The following is a 26904-nucleotide window of genomic DNA, read 5'->3' on the forward strand; positions in this document are numbered from 1 at the left end:
TCGTCGCCTGCTCACATACGTCGGCGGCCTGTTCCCGGCCCCCCGGCCGCGCCCAACTATAAATATGTCGATAGGTCTCTGTCGCTACTGTGATTGGACACTGACACAGAGTCAACTAGCCTTGGTCGCGCGGTTCTTCGCGCGCGGAACCGAGGACGGTCCGAGCCACGAGGGGGGAGGCTCGGACCGTCCGTTGTGCGTAGAGGGCCACCGACCGGCGGGTACGTGTAGACGTCATCCGGTCGACGGGTGTGCCGACGGCGGTGCCGACAGGCAGGCGAGGGCGCGGAACCTCAGCCGGACGACTCCGCGAGCGCGTTCAGGACGTCGGCTACCAGATCCGCGGTGTCCTCGGCGCCGGCCGAGAAACGGACGAACCCCTCGGGCACCGCGTCCCCGCCCCAGCGCCCGCGCCGTTCGGCGGTCGAGCGCACCCCGCCGAAGCTCGTCGCCTCGTCCACGAGCCGCAGTGCCGCGAGGAACCGCTCGGCACGCGCGCGCGTGGGCAGCGCGAAGGAGACCACACACCCGAAGCCGCTCATCTGCCGCGCCGCGACCGGGTACGAGGGGTCGCCCGGCAGCCCCGGATAGCGCACCGCGAGCTCCTCGGAGCAGTCGCGCAACGCCTCGGCGACCGCGAGCGCGTTGGCGGCCTGCCGCTCCACCCGGAGCTGGAGCGTGGCGATCGACCGGTGCGCGAGCCAGGCCTCCATGGGTCCCGGGATCGCCCCCACGAGCTTGCGCCAGCGGCGCACCGCGGCCATCGCCTCGGGGTCACGGCCCACGACGTAGCCCAGGAGGAGGTCTCCGTGGCCCGTGAGCTGCTTGGTGGCACTGGCCACGGAGAAGTCGGCGCCGAGCGCCAGCGGACGCTGTCCCAGGGGCGTGGCGAGGGTGTTGTCGACGGCGACGAGCGCGCCACGCGCGTGCGCCGCCTCCACGAGCCGCCGGATGTCGCACACGTCGAGCCCCGGGTTGGACGGCGACTCGATCCACAGCAGCCGCGCCCCGTCCAGCGCCTCCAGCTGAGCGTCCCCGCCCGTCGGGGCGACGCGCACCTCGATGCCGTACGCCTCCAGCTGCGCGCGGACCAGGGGCAGCGCCTGGTAGCCGTCGTTCGGCAGGACCACCGTGTCGCCGGTGCGCAGCCGGGAGAAGAGCACCGACGAGATGGCGGCCATGCCGGAGGCGAACACGAGCGCCTCGACGCCGTCCTCGCCGGGCGCCTCCAGTTCGGCGACGGCCCGTTCCAGCAGCGTCCAGGTCGGGTTCTCGTCACGGCCGTAGGTGTAGGGCCCCGCGACGTCGCCCGGCAGATGGAAGTGGGCGGCGAAGACCGGTCCGGGCAGGGTGGGTTCGTTCTTGACGGGCTCGGGCAGTCCGGCCCGCACCGCGCGCGTGCCCTCCCCGCCCGCCCCGGTCGACTCGCTCATTCGGAAGATCCCTCCACGTCCGCGCGTACGGCGGCGAGCAGGCCCTCGCTCGCCGCCTCCACCATCTCCAGGCACTCCTCGAAGCCGTCCCTGCCCCCGTAGTACGGGTCCGGTACGTCGAGGTCGTCGCCCGCCGCCGGGTCGTAGGAGCGCAGCAGGCGGACCTTCGCCGCGTCCTGTCCGGTGGGGGCGAGTCGCCGCAGGGCCTTGAGGTGGCCGGCGTCGAGCGCGACGATGAGGTCGCGGTCGGCGAACCAGGACGCCTGGAACTGACGGGCCGTGTGGGCGCCGTCGTATCCGTGCTCCTCCAGGACGGAGACGGTGCGCGGGTCGGCGCCGTCGCCCTCGTGCCAGCTGCCCGTGCCCGCGCTGTCGGTCTCGACGAGGCCGTCGAGACCCGCCTCCGCGACGCGGGCGCGGAAGACGGACTCGGCCATCGGCGAGCGGCAGATGTTGCCGGTGCAGACGAAACAGACGCGGTAGGTCATCAGGGCTCAGTCACCGTCGGGCAGGACGACGTTCAGCGCCCACGACACGATCGAGATGATCAGGCCGCCGACCACCGCGGTCCAGAAGCCCTCGACATGGAAACTCAGGTCCAGCTTGTCCGCCAGCCACGAGGTCAGCAGCAGCATCAGGGCGTTGACGACCAGGGTGAACAGACCCAGCGTCAGGATGAGCAGGGGCAGGCTGAACAGCTTCACGATCGGCTTGACCAGGAAGTTCACCACACCGAAGAGCAGCGCGACGAGGATCAGGGTCCCGATCTTCTTGCCCGTGCTGTCACCGGTCAGGGTGATCTTGTCCAGCAGCCATACGGCAACCGCCAGGGCGCCTGCGTTGGCGATCGTCTTGACTACGAAATTCTTCATGTGTCTGATCGTGGCAGAAGAGATCAGATTCGAGCAGTGGGACGAGGGCGGACAACAGCGATGAAGGCATTCCGGCTGGACGAACTGGAGGCGGAGCGCGCCGCGAACGAGGGCGCCTACCTGCAGTTTCTGCGGGAACGGCACATGTCGGTCGGCCTGTACGCGCTGGACGCCGGCGAGCATGATCCACAGAAGCCGCACAACCAGGACGAGGTCTACTTCGTCGTGAGCGGCCGTGCGGCGATCACCGTCGGCATGGAGACCACGCAGGTGGCCCGCGGCAGCGTGGTGTACGTCCCGGCCGGGGTCGCCCACAAGTTCCACCACATCAGCGAGGACCTGCGGGTCATGGTGGTGTTCTCTCCACCGGAGAGCTGAGCCGTCACCTCGGGGTTCCCTAGGGGATCAGTCAGGGGAGGACAAGGGGTCCTGGGCCCCCGCCGGGCTCCTGCTCGTCCTAGCATCGAGTGCAGGACATCGAAGGACCGAACAGGACCGAACAGGGCCTGCGAACAGGACCCGGCGCGAGCGGCGCGAGCATCGGGCGGAGAGGTAAGGACGAGAGCAATGGGAGAGATCTTCGCGGGACTGCCCTGGTGGGTGAAGTGGATCGCGGTGCCGGTCATCGCCCTGGTCGTGTTCGGCGGACTGATAGCGAGCGTCGTCGGATTCGTCATCTGGCTGCTCTTCAAGGCCCTGCTGTTCGTGGCTCTGGTCGGCGGACTCATCTACATCGTGCGGAAGTTCATGTCGAACTCCTCCTCGCGCAGCGACTGGTGAGGACGGCGCGGCGGTCGGCCGGGCCCGAGCGGGGGATCGGGGACCGGTAACGGGAACCACGGGTTCCCTCGGGCGGGGGAAGTTTTCGGTACAGGCGGTCTCCGGGCGGCGACGGACGGTTAGAGTCCCAAATCCCCCTCGCGCTACGGGAGCACCCCTTGGCCACGGTCGACAGCCCACCCGCAGAGCTCCACGTCCCCCTACAGCCGAAGCAACCGGAACACTCGGCGAGCACGCGGCAGCCGGAACAGCAGGAGCAGCCCCCCACCGCCACCCTCATCGGCTCCGTCCAACGCGCGATGCGCCTCCTGGAGTGCGTCGCCGAGCACGAGAACGGCGCCCCCGCCAAGCAGTTGGCCCGTGAGACCGGGCTGGCCCTCCCCACGGCGTACCACCTGCTGCGCACCCTCGTGCACGAGGGCTATCTGCGCCGGGACAAGGGCCTGTTCTTCCTGGGCGAGGCGGCGGAACGGCTGAGCAGCAGCAGCGCGAAGCAGAAACGTCGCAGCACGGTCGCGGAGACCCTGGCCCACTGGCGGGACGCGATCGGGGCCCCCGTGTACTACGCGATGTACCGGGACGGCGAGATCGAGGTCGTCTGTGTCGCGGACACCCCGGGCAACCGGGCGGTCGAGGAGTGGGCCGACTTCCGTGAGACGGCACACGCGCACGCCATCGGCCAGTGCCTGCTCTCCCAGTTGGGCGAGGACGCGCGCCGCGACCACCTCGACCGGTACCCCGTGCGGACGGTCACCCCGTACACCGTGCGTGACAATGACGCGCTGTTGCGGCGGCTGGGCCGGGCCCGGCGGATGGAGCCGCTCTTCGAGCAACAGGAGTACGCCCTCGGCACGGTGTGCGCGGCGATCCCCATCACGGTGGGTCCCACCGCCGCGACGATGGCCATTTCTCTCCCCTTCCATCAGGCCGACCGTCTGGTGGAGGCCACGCGCCGTCTGCAGGACGAGGTGGGGCGGCTGCTGGGGTCGTTGGCGATCTCTATCAGTATCTGAAAACTCACTCCTTGTGATCTACCGTGTACGTTCAGCAAGATTCGTGCAGTGTCAAAGGGTTCATTCCCGGCCAGTCGACGGCAGATGACGGGGTAGGCGATGCGCGAGTCCGTACAGGCAGAGGTCATGATGAGCTTCCTCGTCTCCGAGGAGCTCTCCTTCCGCATTCCGGTGGAACTGCGGTACGAGACCTGTGATCCCTATGCCGTGCGGCTGACGTTCCATCTGCCCGGAGACGCGCCCGTGACCTGGGCGTTCGGGCGGGAACTGCTGATCGACGGAGTGGGGCGGCCGTGCGGCGAGGGGGATGTGCGGATCTCCCCGGCCGAGGCGGACACGCTCGGTGAGGTGCTGATCCGGCTTCAGGTCGGCGGCGACCAGGCGCTGTTCCGTTCCTCGGCGGCGCCGCTCATCGCGTTCCTCGACCGCACCGACAAGCTGGTGCCGCTGGGCCAGGAGGGTGCGCTCGCCGACTTCGACGACCGCCTGGAGGAGGCGCTGGACCGGATCCTGGCGGAGGAACAGAGCGCGGGCTGAACCGAGAGGCCTTGGCGAGGGGGGAAGGCTTCACAGCGGCGCGTGGGGCGTCGCAGGAACGCTTCTCCTCGGAGCGGCAGAGGCGGCAGCAGCGGCAGAGACGGCATGAGCGGCGGAGGAGGCAGGGGCGCAACGGCCCCCGCCACCCACCGCTCCCGTGCCTACTCGGGCCACCGCTCCTGTGCCGGCTCGGTCCGGGGTTCCGGCGCCGCCTCCGGCCGCTGATCCGGTCGCCGCTCCGGTGGCTCACGAGGTCGCTTCGCGGCACCGCCCGCGGTCACCGCTCCGTGGTACGGCCCCCTGTCACCGCTTCCGGCGTCGTCCCCTGCCTCCGCGTGCCGGTGTCGACGGGGCGCCCGCCAGGGCCGGTTCGCCGCCGCCCGGTACGGGGGCCGGGCCCGGGCGGTCGGCGGCGACCACCAGGGCGGCCAGCGCCGTGGTGACCGGCACCGAGGCGACCAGGCCGATCGAGCCCACCAGCGTGCGCACGATCTCCTCGGCGACCAGCTCGCTGTTGGCGACCGTCCCGACGCTGCTCTGCGCGATCGAGAAGAGCAGCAGCAGCGGCAGGGCGGCGCCCGCGTAGGCGAGGACGAGGGTGTTGACCACGGACGCGATGTGGTCGCGGCCGATACGGATGCCCGCGCGGTACAGATCGCGCCAGCCCATCGAGGGGTTCGCCTCGTGCAGCTCCCAGACCGCCGAGGTCTGGGTGACGGTCACGTCGTCGAGGACACCGAGCGAGCCGATGATGACGCCGGCGAGCAGCAGACCGCTCATGTCGATCGACGGGTACAGGCCGTGGATCAGACCGGTGTTGTCGTCGGTGTTGCCGGTGAGGGCCGCCCAGCCGATGAACAGCGAGCCGAGGACACCGATCAGCAGCAGCGAGATCAGGGTGCCGAGGACCGCCACCGAGGTCCGTGCGGACAGGCCGTGGCACAGATACAGCGCGATCAGCATGATCGCGCTGGACCCGATGACCGCCACGACCAGCGGGTTCGAGCCCTGGAGGATCGCGGGGAGGATGAAGAAGTTCAGGATCATGAAGCTGATCGCGAGCGCGATCAGCGCCATCACGCCTCGCAGTCGCCCGACGACCACGACGGCGAGCGCGAAGATGCCGGCCAGCAGCGCCATGGGGAAGCGCCGGTTGACGTCGGTGACGGAGTACTGGAGATCCTTCGGGGCCGAGGGCTCGTAGGCGACCACGACCTTCTCGCCCTCGTGCAACTGCCGGGTCTGGTCCGGCTGCACGATCTCGGTGAACGTACGGCCCTTGTCGTGGCCGGTGTCGACGCGGATCGTGGCCTTCTTGCAGTCGCCGTCGGCCTCCTGCTGGGCGGAGGAGCCCTCCGCGGTGGACGTGTCGCCGGTCGGGGTCCCGCCCGAGGCGTTCACGGACTTGCAGCTCACCGAGACGACCTTGGTGACCGTCGCCTGCTGTGTCTGCCGGTCGAAGCCGACGCCGGTGCGCTCGTGCGCCGGGGCGCCCCCGGGCCACAGGACGACGAGCCCGGCCACCACGGCGACGCCGAACGGGATCAGGATCGCGGCGATGACCTTGCGCAGATGCTTGGAGACGGGCGCCGCGGGGCCATGGCTGTGCCTGTGCCCGTGCCCGTGACCGCCGCCACCGCCTGTTCCTCCGCCCCCGCCTCCGCCCCCGCCACCGTTCCCGCCGGAGCCTCCGGGCCCATGCCCGGGCCCGTGCCCAGACGCCTGCCCGTGCCCATGCCCCTGCCCATGTCCGTGCCCGTGGTCCTGTCCGCCGCCGTTGGGGTGGCCGTGCGAGGGCCCATGGGGCGGCTCATGAGGTGGGTACGGAGGCTGCGGTGTCGTGGTCACCGCCCGATCATCGCAAGAACGCCAGGGGCCCCCTGTTCACCGCGCCCGAATTGACGCTAGCGTGGGGCCACCTTTGTACACGCGGGAGCTCGGAGCACCGGGCTGAGAGGGCGCTGACCTCCGTCCCAGCGATGTTTCACGTGGAACGTCGTCACCTGTGAGTGACGTTCCCCACGAAACGTCGGCGGACGGAAAACGCTGCGTCGACCGCCGAACCTGTTACCGGGTAATGCCGGCGTAGGGAGTAGGTCTCATGACCATCAAGGACGCACGCACGCCTGCCTCCAGCCAGGACGAACAGCCCGTCGAGGGCCAGAACGCCACGGAGGCCGGGAAGTCCATCGGCTGGCACAAGGCGTACGTCGAGGGCTCGCGCCCCGACCTTCGGGTGCCGGTCCGTCAGGTGCATCTCACCAACGGGCAGTCGGTCACCCTGTACGACACATCGGGCCCGTACACCGATCCGCTCGCGGAGACGGACGTCCGCCGGGGGCTGGCGCCGCTGCGGGAAAACTGGATCATCGCCCGCGGTGACACCGAGGAGTACGCGGGCCGTCCCGTCCGCCCCGAGGACGACGGCATCAAGCACACCTCGCCGCGCGGCGGGAATCTGCGCAACCTGGACGCGGTCTTTCCGGGCCGGCCACGGGTGCCGCGCCGTAGCCGTGACGGCGGTGCGGTCACGCAGCTCGCGTACGCGCGCCGGGGCGAGATCACGCCGGAGATGGAGTACGTGGCCGTCCGGGAGAACGTGGCCCCCGAAGTGGTCCGCGAGGAGATCGCGGCGGGCCGCGCGGTGCTGCCGGCGAACGTCAACCACCCGGAGATCGAGCCGATGATCATCGGCAAGCGGTTCCTGGTGAAGGTCAACGCCAACATCGGCAACTCCGCGGTCACCTCGTCCATCGAGGAGGAGGTGGAGAAGATGACCTGGGCCACCCGCTGGGGCGCCGACACGGTCATGGACCTCTCCACCGGTCGCAACATCCACACCACCCGTGAGTGGGTGCTGCGCAACTCCCCCGTCCCCATCGGCACGGTGCCGCTCTATCAGGCGCTGGAGAAGGTCGACGGCCGTGCCGAGGAGCTGACCTGGGAGATCTACAAGGACACGGTCATCGAGCAGGCCGAGCAGGGCGTGGACTACATGACCGTCCACGCGGGCGTGCGGCTGCCGTACGTCCCGCTGACCGCCAACCGCAAGACGGGCATCGTCTCGCGCGGCGGCTCGATCATGGCCGCGTGGTGTCTGGCGCACCACAAGGAGAGCTTCCTCTACGAGAACTTCGAGGAACTGTGCGAGATCCTCGCCGCGTACGACGTGACCTACTCGCTCGGTGACGGCCTGCGGCCCGGGTCCATCGCGGACGCCAACGACGAGGCGCAGTTCGCCGAGTTGAGGACGCTCGGGGAGCTGAACACGATCGCCAAGAGCTTCCACGTACAGACCATGATCGAGGGCCCCGGGCATGTCCCGATGCACAAGATCAAGGAGAATATCGACCTTCAGCAGGAGATCTGCGAGGAGGCCCCCTTCTACACGCTCGGCCCGCTCACCACGGACATCGCGCCCGCCTACGACCACATCACCTCGGGTATCGGCGCCGCGATGATCGCCTGGTGGGGGACGGCGATGCTCTGCTACGTCACGCCCAAGGAGCACCTGGGCCTGCCCAACCGTGACGACGTGAAGACCGGCGTCATCACCTACAAGATCGCGGCTCACGCGGCGGACCTCGCCAAGGGCCACCCCGGCGCCCAGGAGTGGGACGACGCACTGTCGGACGCCCGCTTCGAGTTCCGCTGGGAGGACCAGTTCAACCTGGCCCTCGACCCGGACACGGCACGCGAGTTCCACGACGAGACCCTCCCGGCGGAACCGGCCAAGACAGCGCACTTCTGCTCCATGTGCGGACCGAAGTTCTGCTCGATGAAGATCTCCCAGGACATCCGCCGCCGCCATGGCGGAAGTCAGGCGGAGGTCGAGGAGGGCATGGCGCAGAAGTCGAAGGAGTTCGCGGCGGCGGGGAACCGGGTGTATCTCCCGATCGCGGACTGAGCCGCCCGTACGGCCACCGCTCCCTGGATCCCGACGCCGGGGAGCGGCGCCGGTGCGGTCGCTGTTCTGGTGGGGCGCTCCTCGCCGGACGGCCCGCCCCGGACGTGCCGGGGCGCGACGGTTCCCACGGCGTCGCGCTGGTCACGCGTGAGCCGACCGGCGTGCGCTCCCCCGGGCGGTTCGCCCCGCAGGGCTTCGTGGTGGGGAGCGCAGGCCGGGGTTATTCCGGCTGGTGCTCCGGGCCACCGAAGTCCGGGCTGGTGTAGTCCGGGCTGCTGAAACTCGGGCGGGGGCCCGCGGGACCGTCGTCGGGGCTGGTGAACCCCGGGCGGTCGTAGCCGAGATGGGGCATACGGCTGGGCGCGGGCGGTGCCGGGCGGTGCAGGGCCGCCGCCGTGCCCGGGTCGGCGAGCGCCTCCCGCAGGAACGGCAGGACGCCCCGGACGAGCAGGGCTTCCCGCCAGGCTTCCCTGGCCCGGGCGACCTCCCCGTTGAGCTCGGCGTTCACGCTCGTGTCGAGCGAGGGCCGGTTGCGCAGGGCCGTCAGCAGCAGCCCCACCGCGGCGACGAGGATCGCGACCGCGGCCATCGCTCCGAACACCCATCCCGTGGTCAGCATCGTCTTCGCGAACGTCTGTTCGGGGTCGAGCATTCTGAGGATGTATCCGACGAGCAGGAAGATCGCCGCGGCGGTTCCGGCGAGGACGGGAGCCAGCACCGCGACGACGGCCACGGCGCCCGCGCCGGCCGTCTCGGTGACCTCTCCCATGGTGGCCGCGAGCCCCACCGTGCTGGAGCCGGACTCCGTGGAGCCGGACTCCCGCACGGTCGTCGGGGTGGACGGCGCCGGATGGCGCAGTTCCTCGCGGACCTTCACGTAGTGCTGGTATTCCGTGGCGGCTGCCGCCGTGATCAGCGCGGTGGCGTTGAGCGCCATGGTGCGCAGCTGTTCCGGGTTGAGACGCTGGCCTATCGCGGCCAGTTCCGGGCGGTGTGGGGCGGAGCGCAGCGCCTCATCGAGGATCCGCTCGTACTCCTGGCGGTCCTCGCTCAGCAGGTGCTGCGGAACGCTGTTCATGTGCATCCCCCGATGCTCCGTAGGGCTTGGGGCTCGCATGGCGACGAGCCGTCGGGCAGAAACGGAGGGGAGCCTGCTACGGATAAGCCGATGGTAGAGCGGCGACGGCACGCGGTGACAGGGGGTTTCCAGAAATTGGGCCCTGGCCGGCGTCCTTCCCGCCGGGTCCGTTCCTGGGCCATGCCTGCCCTGGAGGCGTTCAGATATCCAGCGGAAGTTCCTGGACCAGCAGCTTTCCGGCCATGGTCACTCCGCCGTCCATCGCGATGGCCAGCCCTTCCGCGTACACGTGCGGTCCCTCGACCACGGGCGGGGAGTTGTCCTCGCCGTCCTCGGAGCCGACCTCGCCCAGCAGATAGGGAATCGGGCTGTGACCGTGAACGATCCGGGTGCCGCCGTACGTATCGAGCAGGGAGCGGACGGCGTCGGCGCCGCCCTCGTCGCGGAAGGAGAAGCGCTTGGTGAACTTCCGGAACAGATCCCACACCTCGTCCGCGTCATTGCGCGTGATCGTCTCGCGGACGGTGTCGTTGACCGCCTCGATCGAGTCGCCGTAGTCGAGGTAGGCGGTGGTGTCGGAGTGGACGAGGAGATGTCCGTCGACCGACTCCATGGCGTCCAGACGGGCCATCCACTGGAGGTGGTGGTCCTGAAGGCGGTCCATGTCGGTCTTCTGGCCGCCGTTGAGCAGCCAGGCCGCCTGGAAGGTGGCGGTGCCCGCGCCGGAGTTGACCGGGGTGTCGCCGAACCGCTTGGCGCCGATGAGCAGCAGCTCGTGGTTGCCCATGAGCGCCTTGCAGTAGCCGCCGGCCGCGGCGGCCTCGGCGGACAGCCGCATCACGAGGTCGATGACGCCGATGCCGTCCGGGCCGCGGTCGGTGAAGTCGCCGAGGAACCACAGCCGGGCGGTGCCCGCGCACCAGTTGCCCGCGGAGTCGATCAGCCCCTTCTCCCGCAGGGCCGCGACCAGTTCGTCGAGGTAGCCGTGGACGTCGCCGACGACGTACAGCGCGCCCGGTCCGTCCACGGGCTGCGGCTGCGCCACGACGGCCGGATCCACACTCACCTGGAGGGTGTCCCCGCGGTTGATGACCGGCAGATCGCGCTCGGTCGGCGTGTAGCCCTCGGGCACCTCATGAGCCGGTACGACGTCGCCGGGATGTGTGCTGTGGCCGTACGGGCCGGTCTCATGGACGTACGCCGGTACCCGGAAGTCGGGCAACGTCGCCGTCCGTTCCGTCTCGGGTCCCTGACCGGCCCCCTGAGTCATCAGACCCCTCCACCATCGCGCCGCATCTGCACCGCTTGGGACTGCCTGGTCGCAGCGGCCCGCGGTGTCGTGGGCCCATCATAGGAATGCGGATCGCGCCGTGTGATGACCCAGGGGTGGTGAATCGGCGCAAGAGACCGGTCCACCGCGGCTTTCGCCCCGATTGGGCAGGGGTTCGCCCCCCGGCTGACAGCCCCGCCTCACAGCTCCGCCTCAGCTGACGCCCCGCGTCACTCCTCTTCCCGGGACCGCGTCACTCCTCGTCCGGCGACCCGGGTCACTTCTCTTCGGGCGACCGCGGCGGACTCACGGTCGTGCGCGGTGTGCGCCGCTGGGACGAGGTGCGCACGATCAGCTCCGTCGGTATCACCTGCTCGACGGGCTGGTTCGCGTCGACCCCCTCGATCGCGTCGATCAGCAGCTGCACCACGGCCGTCCCGATGCGCCGCGGCTTCAGCGAGAGCGTGGTGATGGGCGGCTCGGTGCTGGCGTAGACGGTGGACTCGCTGCAGCAGACCAGAAGCAGGTCGTCCGGTACGCGCAGTCCGTAGCGGCGGGCGGCGGCGAGCAGGTCGGTGCCGTTGGGGTCGAAGAGGCCGTAGACGGCGTCGGGCCGGTCGGGCCGGGCCAGCAGCCGGTCGGCGGCGACGGCGCCCGCGCACGGGTCGTGCGCCGGGTAGGCCTCGTAGACGGGGTCCTGGCCGACCCGCTCGCACCAGTGCAGATACGCGGTGGTCGACAGATGGGTGTACGTGTCGGTCGAGGTGCCGGTCAGCAGCCCGATCCGGCGGGCGCCGGCGTCGGCGAGATGGTCCAGGATGCCGAGCACGGCGGCCTCGTGGTCGTTGTCGACCCAGGCGGTGACCGGGAGTTCACCGGCCGGGCGGCCGTCGGAGACCACCGGTAAACCCTGCCGGACCAGCTCGCTGACCACGGGGTCCTGGTCGGAGGGGTCGATGACGACCGTGCCGTCGAGGGCGACGTTCGACCACACGTCGTGGCGCGAGGTCGCGGGCAGGATCACCAGCGCGTAGCCGCGGGCGAGCGCGGCGGAGGTGGCGGCTCTGGCCATCTCGGCGAAGTACGCGAACTCGGTGAAGGTGAAAGGTTCATCCCCGTACGTGGTCACGGTCAGGCCGATGAGGCCCGACTTGCCGGTACGGAGGGTTCGGGCGGCTGCCGAAGGGCGGTATCCGAGCCGGTCGGCGACCTCGCGGACATGGCGCCGGGTGGCGTCCGGGAGCCGGCCTTTGCCGTTGAGGGCATCGGAGACGGTCGTGATGGAGACTCCGGCGGCGGCGGCAACGTCTCTGATGCCCGCCCGACCCGGCCGGCTGCCTCGACGTGAGGTTTCCGCGCGGCTCACCTGGTGCTTCCCTGCTGCTGTCATGGCGAGCCGATAGTAGGGCTCATGCGGTGGGGTAGGGCGGACGCATATGCACGCGTTGACAGGCACGTTTCTGCATGGTCATAAACAGTCAATACCCTTTGAATTAAAGGGACTTGAACGATCCAATGGCACTACGTGACTTGTCGACGCGCATGGGCCTGCCAAGTTCTCGATGTTTCGAAGAGGTCTCAACTCACCTTCACGGGTGATGCGCGCCACGGCGCGAGCCACCGGCGCATAGATATATGTGACCGCGCCCCTCGATTCGTGCGTGTTCATGGCGTGATGCCGGTGATGCCCATGGGGCTTGTGAGGTTTGCGCTCACCGGTTCGCACGGGCGTCCAATCCTCATAAGGTGAGAAGTATTGGCGGCCGGCCGTCATGGGCCGGTGATCATGAGGAGGTTGCGGTGAGCGAGACGAGCCCCAGGCTGCGCGCCGAGCTGGAGGGTATTCCCACCTACAAGCCGGGCAAGCCCGCCGCGGCCGACGGCCCCGTCGCCTACAAGCTGTCCTCCAACGAGAACCCCTATCCGCCGCTGCCGGGCGTGATGGAGAGCGTCACGGCCGCCGCCTCGTCCTTCAACCGGTACCCGGACATGGCCTGCACGGGCCTGGTGAGCGAGCTGGCGGACCGGTTCGGCGTCCCGCTCGCCCATGTTGCCACCGGCACCGGCTCGGTCGGTGTCGCGCAGCAGCTGATCCAGGCGACCTCGGGGCCGGGCGACGAGGTCATGTACGCCTGGCGGTCCTTCGAGGCGTACCCGATCATCACCCAGATCAGCGGCGCGACCTCGGTCAGGGTGCCGCTGACGCCGGGCGATGTGCACGACCTGGACGCGATGGCCGCCGCGATCACCGAGCGGACGCGGCTGATCTTCGTCTGCAACCCCAACAACCCCACCGGCACGGTCGTCCGGCGGGCCGAGCTGGAGCGGTTCCTGGACCGGGTGCCCGGCGACGTGCTGGTCGTGCTCGACGAGGCGTACCGGGAGTTCATCCGTGACGCCGAGGTGCCGGACGGCGTGGAGCTGTACCGGGACCGGCCCAACGTGTGCGTGCTGCGGACCTTCTCCAAGGCGTACGGCCTCGCCGGGCTGCGGGTCGGGTTCGCCATCGCCCATGAGCCGGTCGCGGCGGCGCTGCGCAAGACGGCGGTGCCCTTCGGTGTGAGCCAGCTCGCGCAGGACGCGGCGATCGCCTCGCTGCGCGCCGAGGACGAGCTGCTCGGCCGGGTCGGCTCGCTGGTGGGTGAGCGCACCCGGGTGGTGGAGGGGCTGCGGGCCCAGGGCTGGACGGTGCCCGAGACGCAGGCCAACTTCGTGTGGCTGCGGCTGGGGGAGCGCACGGCGGACTTCGCGGCGGCGTGCGAGCGGCACGGCGTGGTGGTCCGGCCGTTCGCCGGCGAGGGCGTGCGGGTGACGGTCGGCGAGACCGAGGCGAACGACATCTTCCTGAAGGTGACGGAAGCGTTCCGCAAGGAGCTCTAGCCGTCGCCGTCCCTCCTGGCGGGAGCCGAGTCCCTGCCAGGAGGAGCTGGCCCCCTCCCTGCGGCCGGTTCCGGGCCGGGAGGGGCCGACCGGCCCAAGCGGGGCCCCCCTTTCGTCGTCGAAAATCCGTACGTCATAATTGCTTGTGAATGTGAACGCGTTCACAAGCGTGTCCTGATTGCTCCGCTGTTGAGCGTGACATAAGGGGCAAACTGCCGCTGTATGACAGCGACGTAAGGAGGCTGACGACGTGGACCTGGCTCTGGCGCCGGAGACACTGGCGCGCTGGCAGTTCGGCATCACCACCGTCTACCACTTCCTCTTCGTCCCCTTGACGATCTCGTTGGCCGCGCTCACCGCCGGACTGCAGACCGCCTGGGTGCGGACGGAGAAGGAGAAATACCTCAGAGCCACGAAGTTCTGGGGGAAGCTCTTCCTGATCAACATCGCGATGGGGGTGGTCACCGGCATCGTGCAGGAGTTCCAGTTCGGCATGAACTGGTCCGACTACTCGCGGTTCGTGGGTGACATCTTCGGGGCCCCGCTCGCCTTCGAGGCGCTGATCGCCTTCTTCTTCGAGTCGACCTTCATCGGCCTGTGGATCTTCGGCTGGGACAAGCTGCCCAAGCGGATCCACCTGGCCTGCATCTGGATGGTGTCGATCGGCACGATCCTGTCGGCGTACTTCATCCTCGCGGCCAACTCGTGGATGCAGCACCCGGTCGGCTACAAGATCAACGAGGCGAAGGGGCGGGCCGAGCTCACCGACTTCTGGCAGGTGCTGACCCAGAACACCGCCCTCGCCCAGGCCTTCCACACCCTGTCCGCCGCCTTCCTCACCGGCGGTGCCTTCATGGTGGGTGTCGCCGCCTTCCACCTGCTGCGCAAGAAGCACATCGTCGAGATGAAGACCTCGCTGCGGCTCGGCCTGGTCACCATCGTCATCGGCGGTCTGCTCACGGCGATCAGCGGTGACACGCTCGGCAAGATCATGTTCCAGCAGCAGCCGATGAAGATGGCCGCCGCCGAGGCCCTCTGGGACGGCGAGGCACCCGCGCCCTTCTCGGTCTTCGCCTACGGGGACGTCGACGAGGGCCACAACAAGGTCGCCATAGAGATCCCGGGCCTGCTGTCCTTCCTGGCCAACGACGACTTCGACTCGTACGTGCCCGGCATCAACGACGTCAACAAGGCCGAGCAGGAGAAGTACGGGCCGGGCGACTACCGGCCCAACATCCCGGTCGCCTACTGGGGCTTCCGCTGGATGATCGGCTTCGGTATGACCTCGCTCGCCATCGGCGCGCTCGGACTGTGGCTGACCCGCAAGAAGTTCCTGCTGCCCCAGCACCTCAGGGTCGGCGAGGACGAGATCCCGCACCTGGTCCTGCTGCCCCGGGGCAAGAAGCCGCTCAGCCCGAAGCTCACCACCTGGTACTGGCGCTTGGCCGTCCTCACCATGGGCTTCCCGCTGATCGCCAACTCCTGGGGCTGGATCTTCACCGAGATGGGCCGTCAGCCCTGGGTGGTCTACGGCGTGCTCCAGACGCGTGACGCGGTCTCCCCCGGCGTCTCGACGGCCGAGGTCCTCATCTCGATGTGCACCTTCACCGCGCTCTACGCGATCCTCGCCGTCATCGAGGTCAAGCTGCTCGTGAAGTACATCAAGGCCGGCCCGCCGGAACTCACCGAGGCCGACCTCAACCCGCCCACGAAGATCGGCGGCGACCCTGCGGACGCCGACAAGCCGATGGCCTTCTCGTACTAGGCCGAGGGAGAGCGAGTCATGGAACTTCACGACGTCTGGTTCGTGCTCATCGCCGTCCTGTGGACCGGCTACTTCTTCCTGGAGGGCTTCGACTTCGGGGTCGGCATCCTCACCAAGCTGCTCGCCCGCGACCGGACTGAGAAGCGGGTGCTGATCAACACCATCGGCCCCGTCTGGGACGGCAACGAGGTCTGGCTGCTCACGGCGGGCGGCGCCACCTTCGCCGCCTTCCCCGAGTGGTACGCCACGCTCTTCTCCGGCTTCTACCTGCCGCTGCTGATCATCCTGGTCTGCCTGATCGTCCGGGGCGTGGCCTTCGAGTACCGGGTCAAGCGGCCCGAGGAGAACTGGCAGCGCAACTGGGAGACGGCGATCTTCTGGACCTCGCTGATCCCCGCGTTCCTGTGGGGCGTCGCCTTCGGCAACATCGTGGGCGGCGTGAAGATCGACAAGGACTTCGAGTACGTCGGCGGCTTCTGGGATCTGCTCAACCCCTACGCCCTGCTCGGCGGACTGGTGACGCTCACGCTGTTCACCTTCCACGGCACGGTGTTCACCGCGCTCAAGACCGTCGGGGACATCCGGGAGCGGGCACGCAGGCTCGCCCTGCGGGTCGGGCTCGTCACCGCCGTGTGCGCGCTGATCTTCCTGCTGTGGACCCAGGTCGACAGTGGTGACGGCAAGAGCCTGGTCGCCCTGGTGGTGGCCGTCGCCGCACTGCTCGCCGCGCTGGTGGCCATCCGGGCCGGGCGTGAGGGCTGGTCGTTCGCACTGTCGGGCGTCACCATCGTGGCCGCCGTGGCGATGCTCTTCCTGTCGCTCTTCCCGGACGTCATGCCGTCCTCGCTGAACGAGGACTGGAGCCTGACGGTCACCAACGCCTCGTCGAGCCCTTACACCCTGAAGATCATGACCTGGTGCGCGGGGATCGCCACGCCGATCGTGCTGCTCTACCAGGGCTGGACCTACTGGGTGTTCCGCAAGCGGATCGGTACGCAGCACATCGCCGTGGACGCCGCGCACTGAGTCCGAGTTGGGGCACGTTTCACGTGAAACGTGCCCCATGACCAAGAGGGTGTGTTTCACGTGAAACCGATCGACCCGCGTCTGCTCCGCTACGCCCGAGCCACCCGGCTGTTCATGGTGGCGGTCGTCGGCCTGGGAGTCCTCGGAGCGGCGCTGGTCATCGCCCAGGCGATGCTGATCGCCGAGGTGGTGGTCGGCGCGTTCCAGCACGGTTTCACGGCGGCCGAACTCCGCACTCCCCTGCTGCTGTTGGTGGCCGTCGCCGGTGGCCGCGCCCTGGTCTCCTGGCTCACCGAACTCGCCGCCCACCGGGCGAGCGCGGCGGTGAAGTCGGAGCTGCGGGGGCGGCTGCTGGAGCGGGCGGCGGTACTCGGTCCCGGCTGGCTGAGCGGTCAGCGCACCGGCTCGCTCGTCGCGCTTGCCACCCGCGGCGTGGACGCCCTCGACGACTACTTCTCGCGCTATCTGCCGCAGTTGGGCCTCGCGGTGGTCGTGCCGGTCGCGGTGCTGGTGCGGATCGTCACCGAGGACTGGGTCTCGGCGGCCATCATCGTCGGCACGCTGCCTCTCATCCCGGTCTTCATGGTGCTCATCGGCTGGGCCACCCAGTCCCGGATGGACCGTCAGTGGCGGCTGCTGTCCCGGCTGTCGGGGCACTTCCTGGACGTCGTCGCGGGCCTGCCCACCCTCAAGGTCTTCGGCCGGGCCAAGGCGCAGGCCGAGTCCATCAAGCGCATCACCGGCGAGTACCGCCAGGCCACGATGCGTACCCTGCGCATCGCCTTCATCTCGTCCTTCGCCCTGGAGCTGCTCTCCACGCTCTCGGTGGCCCTGGTCGCCGTCACCATCGGCATGCGCCTGGTGCACGGCGAGATGGACCTCTACGACGGGCTCGTCGTCCTCGTCCTGGCCCCCGAGGCGTATCTGCCGCTCAGGCAGGTCGGGGCGCAGTACCACGCGGCGGCGGAGGGCCTGGCCGCGGCGGAGGAGATCTTCGAGGTCCTGGAGACGCCGGCGCCGGTGCCCGGGACCGTGCCCGTGGGGGACGGGGCGCTCCCTCTCGCATTCGAGGGGGTCGGTGTCCGGTACCCGGGCCGCTCCGGGGACGTCGTCGCCGACGTGTCGTTCCGGGTCGAACCCGGGGAGACGGTCGCCCTCGTCGGCCCGAGCGGGGCGGGCAAGTCGACGCTGCTGAACGTGCTGCTGGGCTTCGTGGCGCCCGCCGAGGGGCGGGTGCTGGCCGGGGGAGTCGATCTCGCCGAGGCCGACCTGGAGCAGTGGCGCTCCCGCGTGGCGTGGGTGCCGCAGCGGCCTCATCTGTACGCCGGGACCATCGCCGAGAACGTGCGGCTCGCGCGCCCCGACGCGGACGACACCGCGCTGCGGCGGGCCCTCGCGGACGCCGGGGCGCTGGAGTTCGTCGACGCGCTGCCGGCGGGCGCCGAGACCCTGCTCGGCGAGGACGGTGCCGGGCTCTCCGCCGGGCAGCGGCAACGCCTGGCGCTGGCCCGGGCGTTCCTCGCGGACCGGCCCGTGCTGCTGCTGGACGAGCCGACGGCGGCGCTCGACGGGGCGACCGAGGCCGAGGTCGTCGCGGCGGTGCGGCGGCTGGCCGTGGGCCGTACGGTCCTGCTGGTCGTGCACCGCCCGGCGCTGCTGGGGGTCGCGGACCGCGTGGTGCGGCTCGCGGAACCGGCCGCCACTCCCCCCGCGGGCGGCGAGAACACCGTGGCCGCGCCCGTGGCGGCCTACGCCGTCGAGGGGAAGCCCACCGGGTCCGAAACCCACCGCGAGGCCGAGGCGGGCGGGTCCGCGCTCGGAGCCCTCGCCCGGGTCCGGGCCATGTCCGGTGCCCGGCGCGGCCGGCTGGCGCTGGCCCTGCTGCTCGGGAGCCTCGCGCTCGGCTGTGCCGTGGGGCTCATGGCGACCTCGGGGTGGCTGATCTCGCGGGCCTCGCAGCAGCCGCCGGTGCTCTATCTGATGGTGGCCGTGACGGCGACGCGGGCGTTCGGGATCGGGCGGGCCGTGTTCCGGTACGCGGAGCGGCTGGTGTCCCACGACGCCGTGCTGCGGATGCTGGCCGACACGAGGGTCGCCGTCTACCGGCGCCTGGAACGGCTGGCCCCGGCCGGGCTGCGCGAGCGGCGGCGGGGCGATCTGCTGTCGCGGCTCGTCGCGGACGTGGACGCGCTCCAGGACTACTGGCTGCGGTGGCTGCTGCCCGCAGGCGCCGCCGTGCTCGTCTCCGCCGCCTCCGTGGGCTTCACCGCCTGGCTGCTGCCCGAGGCCGGTGCCGTGCTCGCCGCCGGCCTGCTGGTGGCCGGGCTCGGCGTCCCCGCCGTCACCGGCGCGGTGGCCCGGCGCGCGGAGCGCCGGCTTGCCCCCGCCCGGGGCGTGCTGGCGACACGGGTGACCGATCTGCTCACCGGCACGGCCGAACTCGCCGTCGCGGGCGCCCTGCCCGCGCGGACCGCCGAGGCACGGCGGGCCGACGGCACCCTCGCGCGGATCGCCTCGCGCGGCGCCACCGCGACCGCCCTCGGCGACGGGCTCACCGCGCTGGTCTCCGGCCTCACCGTCGCCGCCACCGCCCTCGTGGGCGCCCAGGGTGTCGCCGACGGACGGCTCGGCGGGGTCGCCATGGCCGTCGTCGTCCTGACCCCGCTGGCCGCCTTCGAGGCCGTCCTCGGGCTGCCGCTGGCGGTCCAGTACCGCCAGCGGGTGCGCAAGAGCGCGGAGCGCGTGTACGACGTGCTGGACGCGCCCGAGCCGGTCAGCGAGCCGGAGCAGCCGCGCCAGGCGCCCCGGTCGCCGTTCCCGGTCGCCGTGAAGGGGCTGACGGCCCGGCACGCCGGACAGGACCGCGACGCCCTCGCCGGGCTCGACCTGACCCTCGACGAGGGCCGCAGGATCGCCGTCGTGGGACCGTCCGGGTCCGGCAAGACGACCCTCGCCCAAGTGCTCCTGCGCTTCCTGGACGCGCGGGCCGGCGCGTACACGCTGGGCGGCGTGGACGCCGGGGCGCTGGACGGGGACGACGTGCGGCGGCTGGTGGGGCTGTGCGCGCAGGACGCGCACCTCTTCGACAGCTCGCTGCGCGAGAACCTCCTCCTCGCGCGCAAGGACGCCGGCGAGGACGACCTGCGCGACGCGCTCGGGCGGGCCCGGCTGCTCGACTGGGCCGACGGTCTGCCGGACGGGCTGGACACGCTGGTCGGTGAGCACGGAGCATGGCTGTCCGGGGGCCAGCGGCAGCGGCTGGCGCTGGCGCGGGCGCTCCTCGCCGACTTCCCTGTCCTGGTGCTCGACGAGCCCGCCGAGCATCTCGACCTGCCCACCGCCGACGCCCTCACGGCCGACCTGCTGGCCGCCACCGAGGGCCGGACGACCTTGCTCATCACGCACCGCCTGGCCGGGCTGGAAGCGGTGGACGAGATCGTCGTGCTGGACGGGGGGCGGGTCGTGCAGCGCGGCACCTACGCCGAGCTGGCGGCCGTCGAGGGGCCCTTGCGGGCGATGGCGGAGCGGGAGGCGGAGTCGGAGGTGCTGACGCTCACGGCGTGAGCGCCGGGCGGACGCACGGCCTCTGCGCGTGAGTGTCGGGCGGACAGGCGGTCCCGCGCGTGAGGTCCGGCCGGGCGCGCACGGCTCCTGCGGGTGAGCGTCGGCCGGACAGGCAGCCTCGTGCCTGAGCGTCGGGTGCGTGCCTCCGGCTCGTGCGTGCTGGGGGCGCCTCCGACTCCTGAGGGCCTGAGGGCCGGGCGCGCTCCGCCCGTCGGCGGCGGACCCGGTCTCGACTTTCTGTATCAAAGGGGACTAATTACGCTCGCCTCATGTCTCCGTCCACGCCCCCGGGCCCCGCGGCCACGACCCTGTCCGCCGAGCTGAGCGCGCGGGTGCCGCGGTTGCTGGAGGCCATGCGGTCCGTCGGCAGCGGCCTGGACCTGCACTCCACCCTGGACCGGATCTGCGAGACGGCCGCCGAGCTGACGGACGCCCGCTACGCGGCCATCGGGGTCGTCGACGAGGACGGGAACGGACTGGCCGACTTCGTCTGCCACGGCGTCGACGAGGCCACCGCCGACCGCATCGGGCGCCTCCCGGACGGGCACCGCGGGCTGCTCGGGGCGCTCATCCGCGACCCGCGGCCGGTCCGGCTCAGCGATCTGACGACCGATCCGCGCTCCTGCGGCTTCCCCGGGCACCACCCGGCGATGCGCGGCTTCCTCGGAGTCCCGATCCGTGTGCAGGGCGAGGTCTTCGGCAACCTGTACCTGACGGAGAAGCGCGGCGGCGAGCCGTTCGGCGACCACGACCTGGACCTGGTCCAGGTGCTCGCCACGGAGGCCGGGATCGCCATCGGCAACGCCCGGCTCTACGAGGCCGCCCAGCAGCGGGAGCGCTGGATCGACGGGTCGGTCGCGGTGACCACGGCCCTGCTGTCGGGCGGCGCCGCCGACGACGCCTTGCAGGTGGTCGCCGAGCAGACCCGCCGGCTGTCGGGGGCGGCGGCCGGGATCGTGCTGCTGCCCGCCGACGAGGGCGGCCTGGAGATCGTGGCCGTGGCGTCGGACTGCCCCTCGAACGCCCTCGGCACGATCGTCCCGCCGGAGAGCGGCCTCGTCGCCGAACTCCTCGACGGACAGGCCGTCTTCGTGGACAGCGCGGCCGACGACCCCCGTGTCGCCACCACCGGTCTCGCCCAGGACTACGGGCCCGTCATGATGCTGCCGCTGCACAGCGACGGCCGGGTCCTGGGCGCCCTCGTCACCCCGCGCACCCGCGGGGAGCGGCCGTTCACGGAGACGGAACGCGCCCTCGCGGTCCAGTTCGCCTCGCAGGCCGCGCTCGCGCTGATGACGGCCGAGGCCCAGCGCGACCGGGAGCGTCTCGCCGTCTTCGAGGACCGCGACCGCATCGCCCGCGATCTGCACGACCTCGTCGTCCAACGGCTGTTCGCCACCGGGATGATGCTGGAGAGCGCGCGGCGCGGATCGGTGGTGCCCGAGGTGCGCCAGGGCGTCGGCAAGGCGGTCGACGAACTCGACGTCACCATCCAGGAGATCCGCACCGCGATCTTCGCCCTCCAGCAGAGCCCCGCCGAGCCGCCCTCGGGCCTGCGCACCCGCGTGCTGCGGGAGATCAACACGGCCGCGGTGCCGCTCGGCTTCAAGCCCTCCCACCGGTTCGCCGGGCCGGTGGACACCCTCGTCGGCGATCTCGTCGGCAAGAACCTCATCGCGGCGCTGCGCGAGGCCCTCTCCAACGCCTTCCGGCACGCCCGCGCCTCCCGGATCGACGTCGTCGTCGACGCCACCGACACGCTGCCCGACGGCCGCCGCGCGGTACGGCTGAGCGTCGCCGACGACGGGGTCGGCATCCCCGAGAGCGGTCGGCGCAGCGGGCTGAGGAACCTCGCGCGGCGAGCCGAGTCCCTCGGCGGCGACAGCGGACACGGTCCCGGCATCGGGGCGGAGGGTGGCGGCACGACGGTGACCTGGCGGGCCCCACTGGCCTGAGACGCCGTCAAGCGGGCGCACGGAGGCCCCTGTTCGGTCGTACGGCTCCGCCATCCGGGGGCCCGCTGTCCCCCACCCGTACGACTTGAACAGGCCGTCCGCGTGACCCGCGGGCCAGGATCGCAGTCATGCGACGACCGTCCCGACGTCATCCGCTGCTCGCCCCGGCGCTGCTGTGCGCGCTCGCCGTGTTCGCGGCCCGCCCCACCGACGCCGCCGAGCGCCGGGAGCCGGGCCCGGCCTCCGACGCGGGGCTCAGCGCACAGGTGGCGAAGCTGTACGACGAGGCCGCCGCGGCCACGCAGAAGTACGAGGCGGGGCGGCGCGAGGCGGATGTGCAGCGGGTGCGGGCCCAGCGTCTGGAGGTGCTGCTGGACCGGGAGCGGCGGACGATCGGCGTGCTCCACGAGGACCTGGGCCGGATCGCCCGCGCCCAGTACCGCGGCGGCGGCGACCTGCCGCTCACCGCGCAGATCATCCTGGCCGGTTCGCCGGACGAGCTGATGCGCGGTCAGCAGGTGTTCTCCCAGACGAACCTGGCCGTCAACAACTCCATCGAGAAGAGCAGGCGGGCCGAGGCCCGGCTGGCGGCGGACGAGAAGAAGGCGTCCGCCGCGTGGCAGTCGCTGGAGAAGCGGAACGTCCGGCTCGCCGCCCTGAAGAAGGAGATCGAGCAGACCCTGGAGCAGGTGCGCGGCCAGTTGCAGGGCGAGGCGGATGTGTCGGTGGCGGCCGGTGCCTGCCGGGGCGCGGTCCGTCTCGACCAGCCGCAGGCCCCGCCGGCGCAGGGGGCGTGGGTGGCGCCCGTCGAGGGGTACGAGTTGTCGGCGGGCTTCGGCAGCGGCGGCTCGCGCTGGGCGAACCGGCACACCGGTCAGGACTTCGCGGTGCCGATCGGCACGCCGGTGCGGACGGTCGGCGCGGGCCGGGTGGTGAAGGTGTCCTGCGGGGGCGCCTTCGGCATCGCGATCGTCATCGAGCACGACGGCGGCTACTACACGCAGTACGCCCATCTCGCCTCGGTCGCCGTCGACCAGGGCGAGCGCGTCGAAGCCGGCCAGTGGATCGGCCAGTCCGGCACCACGGGCAACTCCACCGGACCGCATCTGCACTTCGAGGTCCGGGTCACCCCGGAACTGGGCTCCGGGGTGGACCCGCTGCCCTGGCTGGCGTCCCGCGGTGTCCCGCTCGGCTGATCCCGGGCGGGCGCCGCTAGGAGGCGGTGAGCATCCGCTCGATCACGACGGCCACCCCGTCCTCGTTGTTGTCGACGGTCCGCCCGGAGGCGGCGGCGACCACATCGGGGTGGGCGTTGCCCATGGCGTACGACCGGCCCGCCCAGGTGAGCATCTCGACGTCGTTGGGCATGTCCCCGAACGCGACGACCTCCTCGTGCGAGATACCGCGCTCGGCGCAGCACAGGGCGAGGGTGCTGGCCTTGGAGACGCCGGGGCCGCTGATCTCCAGCAGGGCGCTGGGGCTGGAGCGGGTGACGTTGGCGAGGGGGCCGATGGCGAGCCGGGCGAGGGTGAGGAAGGCGTCCGGGTCGATCGTGGGGTGGAAGGCGAGGATCTTCAGGACCGGCTCGTCGAGCCCGGGGCCGTCCGCGGCGAGGAGCTTCTCGGCGGGCTGGAGCTCGTCCGGGAGCTCCATGTGCAGCTTCGGGTAGTCCGGCTCCTGGTGGAAGCCGTACGTCTGCTCCACCGCGACGACGGTGCCGGGCGCCGCGTCCTTCAGCAGCCGTACGGCGGCCAGCGCGGTCTCCCGCTCCAGCTCGCGCACCTTCACGAACCGGTGGGAGCCGGGGCCGCCGTGCAGGTCGACCACGGCGGCGCCGTTGCCGACGATCGCCAGGCCGTGGCCGTGGACGTGGTCGCTGACGACGTCCATCCAGCGGGCGGGGCGGCCGGTGACGAAGAACACCTCGATGCCCGCGTCCTCGGCCGCGGCGAGCGCCGCGACCGTACGGGGCGAGACCGTCTTGTCGTCACGCAACAGGGTGCCGTCGAGATCGGTGGCGATCAGACGCGGCTTTATGTCGGCGGCCGGGGTCTCGGGCTGTCGAGTCGCTGAGGTCACGGGCCCATTCTCCCGCATATGCCCGCACGGCTGTGCGGGGGCCCGCACAGGTGAGACTCAGATGACACCTAGCCGAGCTGGGCCGCCGCTTCCATGGCGATCTGCTCGAAGACCTTCTCGTCGGCCGCGAAGTCCGAGTCCGGGATCGGCCAGTGGATCACGATCTCCGTGAAGCCCAGTTCCTGGTGCCGCCCCGCGAAGTCGACGAACGCGGCGAGCGACTCCAGCGGACGGCCCCGGTCCGGGGTGAACCCGGTGAGCAGGATCTTGTCGAGTTCCCGTACGTCCCGGCCGATCTCGGCGCAGGCGTCGGCGAGCTTGTCGATCTGTCCGTGAATGGCTTGAACCGACTGTTCAGATGTGCCGTTCTCGTACAGCTTGGGGTCGCCGGTGGTCACCCAGGCCTGTCCGTGGCGCGCGGCGAGCCGGAGCCCGCGCGGTCCGGTGGCGGCCACCGCGAAGGGCAGCCGGGGGCGCTGCGCGCAGCCCGGGATGTTGCGGGCCTCGTGCGCCGAGTAGAAGTTCCCCTCGTACGACACCGAGTCCTCGGTCAGGAGCCGGTCCAGCAGCGGTACGAACTCCCCGAGCCGGTCCGCCCGCTCGCGGGGTGTCCAGGGCTCCTGGCCCAGCGCGGTGGCGTCGAAGCCGGTGCCGCCCGCTCCGATGCCCAGGGTGATCCGGCCGCCGGAGATGTCGTCGAGGGAGATCAGCTCCTTGGCGAGGGTCACCGGGTGCCGGAAGTTCGGCGAGGTCACCAGCGTGCCCAGGCGCATCCGCTCGGTGGCGGTCGCCGCGGCCGTCAGGGTCGGCACGGCACCGAACCAGGGGCCGTCCCGGAAGGTCCGCCAGGACAGGTGGTCGTAGGTGTACGCGGTGTGGAAGCCGAGCTCCTCGGCCCGCTGCCAGGCGGCACGGCCCCCCTCGTGCCAGCGGAGGTACGGGAGGATCACGGTGCTCAGGCGCAGACTCATGGTGCGAGCGTATGCGGCGGCTCCCGTTTCACGTGAAACAGCCGCGCACGGTCGTCGGACGGGGCGCTGGGCCATCCGGCGCAGCCGCCGGCCCCGCAGTCGCTGGCCACACAGCCGCAGACCCCGCAGCCGCCGGCCCCGCAGACGACCGGTCAGTGCGCCTCGGGAAAGCGCAGGTACCCAGGCGGTACCGCCTGGGTGAGCCAGACCCCGTTGGCGCTGACGTGGAAGACATGGCCGTCCCGGTGCATGGCGCCCGCGTCCACGGAGAGCACCACGGGCCGTCCCCTGCGGGCGCCGACGCGTGTCGCCGTCTCGCGGTCCGGTGACAGGTGCACGTCGTGCCGGTTCATGGGCCGCAGCCCTTCGGCGCGGATCGCCTCCAGGTTCGGTGCGACGGTCCCGTGGTAGAGGTACGCCGGTGGTGCCGCCGGGGCCAGTCCGAGATCGACCTCGATGGTGTGGCCCTGGCTGGCGCGGATACGGGTGCCGTCGACGGCGAACCTTTTCTTGTCGTTCGCGGCCACGACGTGGTCGAGCTCCTCGCGCGTGAAGCGGAAGTTGTGGGCCGCCGCCGCGGCGATCAGCTCGTCGATCTCCACCCAGCCGGCCCCGTCCGGCGTCAGCCCGATCCGCTCGGGCTGGTGGCGCAGATGCTTCGACAGGTACTTCGACACCTTCACGGTGCGTCTTTCGTCCATCCGGTCAGCATGACGGGAGAGACGCGCGTCACGCATTTTCTTTTGGCCCGGATGTTTGGTCCACAACCAACTGTAGTTATCCACAGGCTACTTGGTGTTTCTGTGGACAACTCCCCGTCATGTCAGCCCCGTTCGTCAAGATCGACTGGGGGCGCCACATTTGACGTGAGCGCATCCAACCCCCGCGCCCGCACCTCCCGTTCGGCCGCCAGCGTGATGAACTCCGCCGCCCTCTTTGCCCCAACCAGCGCCTCCACGGCCCGGATCGTCTCCTCCGGCAGCACCACGGAGCGTGACATCGGAGCCACTTCGGTGCCCAGGTTCTTCCGCAGCTCGCGCACTGCCAACAGACGCATCGCCCGAGCGAGTTCCGCGTCCACGGTCTGCTGCGCGAGCGGTCGCAGCCGCCGCACGAGGGAGGCCGCCTCGGCCGCGTCCGCGTCCGTGGGGCGGTGCGGTCCGTCGAGGTAGCGGGCGAAGACATGCTCGGTGGTGAACTCCAGGAAACGGGCGGCGATGTGCTCGACCTGGCCCCTCAACTCCCGCAGATGGCCCGAGATCGCGGACAGCGGCACCCCGGCGGAGTGCAACTCGACGGCCACCGCCAGCTCTTGGGGGCTCGGTACGAGGAAGGTGTCCGCGTCGCCGGGCACCGGTTGCAGCACGCCCAGTTCCACGGCCTCGGCGACCGCCGCGTCGTCGGGGCGGTCGCCGAACCGTTCGGCGAGTGCGGCGCGCGAGATCCGCACCGCCTCCTCGTCGGTCCAGGGCCCGTCGACCTCGGCGGCGAGCCCGAGCACCCCGCCGAGGCCCCGGCCGGTGTCCCAGGCGTCCAGGAGTTCCTTGATGGACGCCAAGGTGTAGCCGCGGTCCAGGAGTTCGGCGATCTGGCGGAGCCGCACGAGATGGGCGTCGGTGTAGACGTTGGCTCGGCCGCGCCGCTCGGGCCGGGGGAGCAGGCCGCGGTCCTGGTAGGCCCTGATGGTGCGGACCGTGGCGCCGCTCAGGTGCGCGAGGTCCTCGATCCGGTACGCCTGCTCCACGCTCCCACGCCCTCCGTCCGCCGGGCCCCG

General features: G+C 71.0%; 22 protein-coding genes and 1 riboswitch. Of the genes, 11 read left to right on the forward strand and 11 right to left on the reverse strand.

Annotated features, from left to right (window positions below; translation table 11 throughout):
• Positions 1-293: 293 nt before the first annotated feature.
• From ACIPSE_RS16175 to ACIPSE_RS16185, 3 genes are read right to left on the reverse strand one after another with little or no spacing between them, the layout of a single operon-like run.
• On the reverse strand, positions 294-1433 hold the full coding sequence (locus tag ACIPSE_RS16175) for a cystathionine gamma-lyase (RefSeq protein WP_401662788.1): 1140 nt from the start codon (positions 1431-1433) through the stop codon (positions 294-296).
• The gene (locus ACIPSE_RS16180) at positions 1430-1921 is read right to left on the reverse strand and encodes a low molecular weight protein-tyrosine-phosphatase (RefSeq protein WP_401662790.1); all 492 of its coding nucleotides are present in this window, start codon (positions 1919-1921) and stop codon (positions 1430-1432) included. Before ACIPSE_RS16180 ends, ACIPSE_RS16175 begins: the two co-directional genes overlap by 4 nt.
• 6 nt (positions 1922-1927) lie before the next feature.
• A complete protein-coding gene (locus ACIPSE_RS16185) occupies positions 1928-2305 on the reverse strand; it encodes a phage holin family protein (RefSeq protein ID WP_401662792.1) in 378 nt (125 codons plus the stop codon).
• Between the two features lie 60 nt (positions 2306-2365).
• On the opposite strand from ACIPSE_RS16185, the gene ACIPSE_RS16190 reads away from it, so the two are divergent.
• From ACIPSE_RS16190 to ACIPSE_RS16205, 4 genes are all read left to right on the forward strand, one after another.
• Positions 2366-2683: a cupin domain-containing protein gene (locus ACIPSE_RS16190; RefSeq protein ID WP_067436029.1), complete on the forward strand. Its 318-nt coding sequence runs from the start codon at positions 2366-2368 to the stop codon at positions 2681-2683.
• 189 nt (positions 2684-2872) lie between these two features.
• Positions 2873-3085, forward strand: a complete 213-nt coding sequence (locus tag ACIPSE_RS16195) for a DUF5326 family protein (protein WP_401662794.1) — start codon at positions 2873-2875, stop codon at positions 3083-3085.
• A gap of 278 nt (positions 3086-3363) precedes the next feature.
• Complete coding sequence (locus tag ACIPSE_RS16200; RefSeq protein WP_401663125.1) at positions 3364-4098, forward strand: IclR family transcriptional regulator; 735 nt, start codon at positions 3364-3366, stop codon at positions 4096-4098.
• Positions 4099-4197: 99 nt separating this feature from the next.
• Complete coding sequence (locus ACIPSE_RS16205) at positions 4198-4635, forward strand: SsgA family sporulation/cell division regulator (protein WP_401662796.1); 438 nt, start codon at positions 4198-4200, stop codon at positions 4633-4635.
• A gap of 303 nt (positions 4636-4938) precedes the next feature.
• Here ACIPSE_RS16205 and ACIPSE_RS16210 read toward each other — a convergent pair whose 3' ends face one another.
• On the reverse strand, positions 4939-6483 hold the full coding sequence (locus tag ACIPSE_RS16210; protein WP_401662798.1) for a YibE/F family protein: 1545 nt from the start codon (positions 6481-6483) through the stop codon (positions 4939-4941).
• Between the two features lie 71 nt (positions 6484-6554).
• Positions 6555-6744, forward strand: a riboswitch (TPP riboswitch).
• Between ACIPSE_RS16210 and thiC the strand changes: the two genes are divergently transcribed.
• Positions 6737-8542: a phosphomethylpyrimidine synthase ThiC gene (thiC, locus tag ACIPSE_RS16215; RefSeq protein ID WP_401662800.1), complete on the forward strand. Its 1806-nt coding sequence runs from the start codon at positions 6737-6739 to the stop codon at positions 8540-8542. It overlaps the preceding riboswitch by 8 nt.
• 220 nt (positions 8543-8762) lie before the next feature.
• Here the strand turns inward: thiC and ACIPSE_RS16220 are convergent, their stop codons facing one another.
• The 3 genes from ACIPSE_RS16220 to ACIPSE_RS16230 form a co-directional block, all read right to left on the reverse strand.
• The gene (locus tag ACIPSE_RS16220; protein WP_401662802.1) at positions 8763-9626 is read right to left on the reverse strand and encodes a hypothetical protein; all 864 of its coding nucleotides are present in this window, start codon (positions 9624-9626) and stop codon (positions 8763-8765) included.
• Positions 9627-9819: 193 nt separating this feature from the next.
• Positions 9820-10890: a metallophosphoesterase gene (locus tag ACIPSE_RS16225; RefSeq protein ID WP_401662804.1), complete on the reverse strand. Its 1071-nt coding sequence runs from the start codon at positions 10888-10890 to the stop codon at positions 9820-9822.
• Positions 10891-11167: 277 nt separating this feature from the next.
• Entirely contained in the window at positions 11168-12280 is a 1113-nt protein-coding gene (locus ACIPSE_RS16230) for a LacI family DNA-binding transcriptional regulator (RefSeq protein ID WP_401662806.1), read from the reverse strand.
• 410 nt (positions 12281-12690) lie between these two features.
• On the opposite strand from ACIPSE_RS16230, the gene hisC reads away from it, so the two are divergent.
• From hisC to ACIPSE_RS16260, 6 genes are all read left to right on the forward strand, one after another.
• Entirely contained in the window at positions 12691-13770 is a 1080-nt protein-coding gene (gene hisC, locus ACIPSE_RS16235; protein WP_401662808.1) for a histidinol-phosphate transaminase, read from the forward strand.
• Positions 13771-14020: 250 nt separating this feature from the next.
• Positions 14021-15535: a cytochrome ubiquinol oxidase subunit I gene (locus ACIPSE_RS16240; RefSeq protein WP_401662810.1), complete on the forward strand. Its 1515-nt coding sequence runs from the start codon at positions 14021-14023 to the stop codon at positions 15533-15535.
• Between the two features lie 18 nt (positions 15536-15553).
• Positions 15554-16561 carry a cytochrome d ubiquinol oxidase subunit II gene (gene cydB / locus ACIPSE_RS16245; protein ID WP_401662812.1) on the forward strand — a complete coding sequence of 336 codons (1008 nt, stop codon included), beginning with the start codon at positions 15554-15556 and terminating at the stop codon, positions 16559-16561.
• A gap of 60 nt (positions 16562-16621) precedes the next feature.
• Positions 16622-20125: a thiol reductant ABC exporter subunit CydD gene (cydD, locus tag ACIPSE_RS16250; protein ID WP_401662814.1), complete on the forward strand. Its 3504-nt coding sequence runs from the start codon at positions 16622-16624 to the stop codon at positions 20123-20125.
• Between the two features lie 269 nt (positions 20126-20394).
• A complete protein-coding gene (locus ACIPSE_RS16255; RefSeq protein WP_401662817.1) occupies positions 20395-22080 on the forward strand; it encodes a GAF domain-containing sensor histidine kinase in 1686 nt (561 codons plus the stop codon).
• Between the two features lie 128 nt (positions 22081-22208).
• Entirely contained in the window at positions 22209-23276 is a 1068-nt protein-coding gene (locus tag ACIPSE_RS16260) for a M23 family metallopeptidase (protein ID WP_401662819.1), read from the forward strand.
• A gap of 16 nt (positions 23277-23292) precedes the next feature.
• On the opposite strand, the gene ACIPSE_RS16265 is transcribed toward ACIPSE_RS16260, so the two are convergent.
• The 4 genes from ACIPSE_RS16265 to ACIPSE_RS16280 all read right to left on the reverse strand — a co-directional run bounded on the left by ACIPSE_RS16265 (position 23293) and on the right by ACIPSE_RS16280 (position 26874).
• Complete coding sequence (locus tag ACIPSE_RS16265; RefSeq protein ID WP_401662821.1) at positions 23293-24177, reverse strand: Cof-type HAD-IIB family hydrolase; 885 nt, start codon at positions 24175-24177, stop codon at positions 23293-23295.
• Between the two features lie 50 nt (positions 24178-24227).
• Entirely contained in the window at positions 24228-25130 is a 903-nt protein-coding gene (locus ACIPSE_RS16270; protein ID WP_401662823.1) for an LLM class flavin-dependent oxidoreductase, read from the reverse strand.
• Between the two features lie 152 nt (positions 25131-25282).
• Positions 25283-25831: an RNA 2'-phosphotransferase gene (locus ACIPSE_RS16275; RefSeq protein WP_401662825.1), complete on the reverse strand. Its 549-nt coding sequence runs from the start codon at positions 25829-25831 to the stop codon at positions 25283-25285.
• A gap of 122 nt (positions 25832-25953) precedes the next feature.
• Positions 25954-26874, reverse strand: a complete 921-nt coding sequence (locus ACIPSE_RS16280) for a MerR family transcriptional regulator (protein WP_401662827.1) — start codon at positions 26872-26874, stop codon at positions 25954-25956.
• Positions 26875-26904 lie beyond the last annotated feature (30 nt).

The organism is Streptomyces sp. NPDC090106, from assembly GCF_044747265.1.
Lineage (GTDB): Bacteria > Actinomycetota > Actinomycetes > Streptomycetales > Streptomycetaceae > Streptomyces.

Excerpts from the sequence above, each read along its gene's own strand:
- ACIPSE_RS16175 (WP_401662788.1), bottom strand. The coding sequence starts at position 1,433 with ATGAGCGAGTCGACCGGGGCGGGCGGGGAGGGCACGCGCGCGGTGCGG.
- ACIPSE_RS16180 (WP_401662790.1), bottom strand. The coding sequence starts at position 1,921 with ATGACCTACCGCGTCTGTTTCGTCTGCACCGGCAACATCTGCCGCTCG.
- ACIPSE_RS16185 (WP_401662792.1), bottom strand. The coding sequence starts at position 2,305 with ATGAAGAATTTCGTAGTCAAGACGATCGCCAACGCAGGCGCCCTGGCG.
- ACIPSE_RS16190 (WP_067436029.1), top strand. The coding sequence starts at position 2,366 with ATGAAGGCATTCCGGCTGGACGAACTGGAGGCGGAGCGCGCCGCGAAC.
- ACIPSE_RS16195 (WP_401662794.1), top strand. The coding sequence starts at position 2,873 with ATGGGAGAGATCTTCGCGGGACTGCCCTGGTGGGTGAAGTGGATCGCG.
- ACIPSE_RS16205 (WP_401662796.1), top strand. The coding sequence starts at position 4,198 with ATGCGCGAGTCCGTACAGGCAGAGGTCATGATGAGCTTCCTCGTCTCC.
- thiC (WP_401662800.1), top strand. The coding sequence starts at position 6,737 with ATGACCATCAAGGACGCACGCACGCCTGCCTCCAGCCAGGACGAACAG.
- ACIPSE_RS16220 (WP_401662802.1), bottom strand. The coding sequence starts at position 9,626 with ATGCACATGAACAGCGTTCCGCAGCACCTGCTGAGCGAGGACCGCCAG.
- ACIPSE_RS16225 (WP_401662804.1), bottom strand. The coding sequence starts at position 10,890 with ATGACTCAGGGGGCCGGTCAGGGACCCGAGACGGAACGGACGGCGACG.
- ACIPSE_RS16230 (WP_401662806.1), bottom strand. The coding sequence starts at position 12,280 with ATGACAGCAGCAGGGAAGCACCAGGTGAGCCGCGCGGAAACCTCACGT.
- cydB (WP_401662812.1), top strand. The coding sequence starts at position 15,554 with ATGGAACTTCACGACGTCTGGTTCGTGCTCATCGCCGTCCTGTGGACC.
- ACIPSE_RS16255 (WP_401662817.1), top strand. The coding sequence starts at position 20,395 with ATGTCTCCGTCCACGCCCCCGGGCCCCGCGGCCACGACCCTGTCCGCC.
- ACIPSE_RS16260 (WP_401662819.1), top strand. The coding sequence starts at position 22,209 with ATGCGACGACCGTCCCGACGTCATCCGCTGCTCGCCCCGGCGCTGCTG.
- ACIPSE_RS16265 (WP_401662821.1), bottom strand. The coding sequence starts at position 24,177 with ATGCGGGAGAATGGGCCCGTGACCTCAGCGACTCGACAGCCCGAGACC.
- ACIPSE_RS16270 (WP_401662823.1), bottom strand. The coding sequence starts at position 25,130 with ATGAGTCTGCGCCTGAGCACCGTGATCCTCCCGTACCTCCGCTGGCAC.
- ACIPSE_RS16275 (WP_401662825.1), bottom strand. The coding sequence starts at position 25,831 with ATGGACGAAAGACGCACCGTGAAGGTGTCGAAGTACCTGTCGAAGCAT.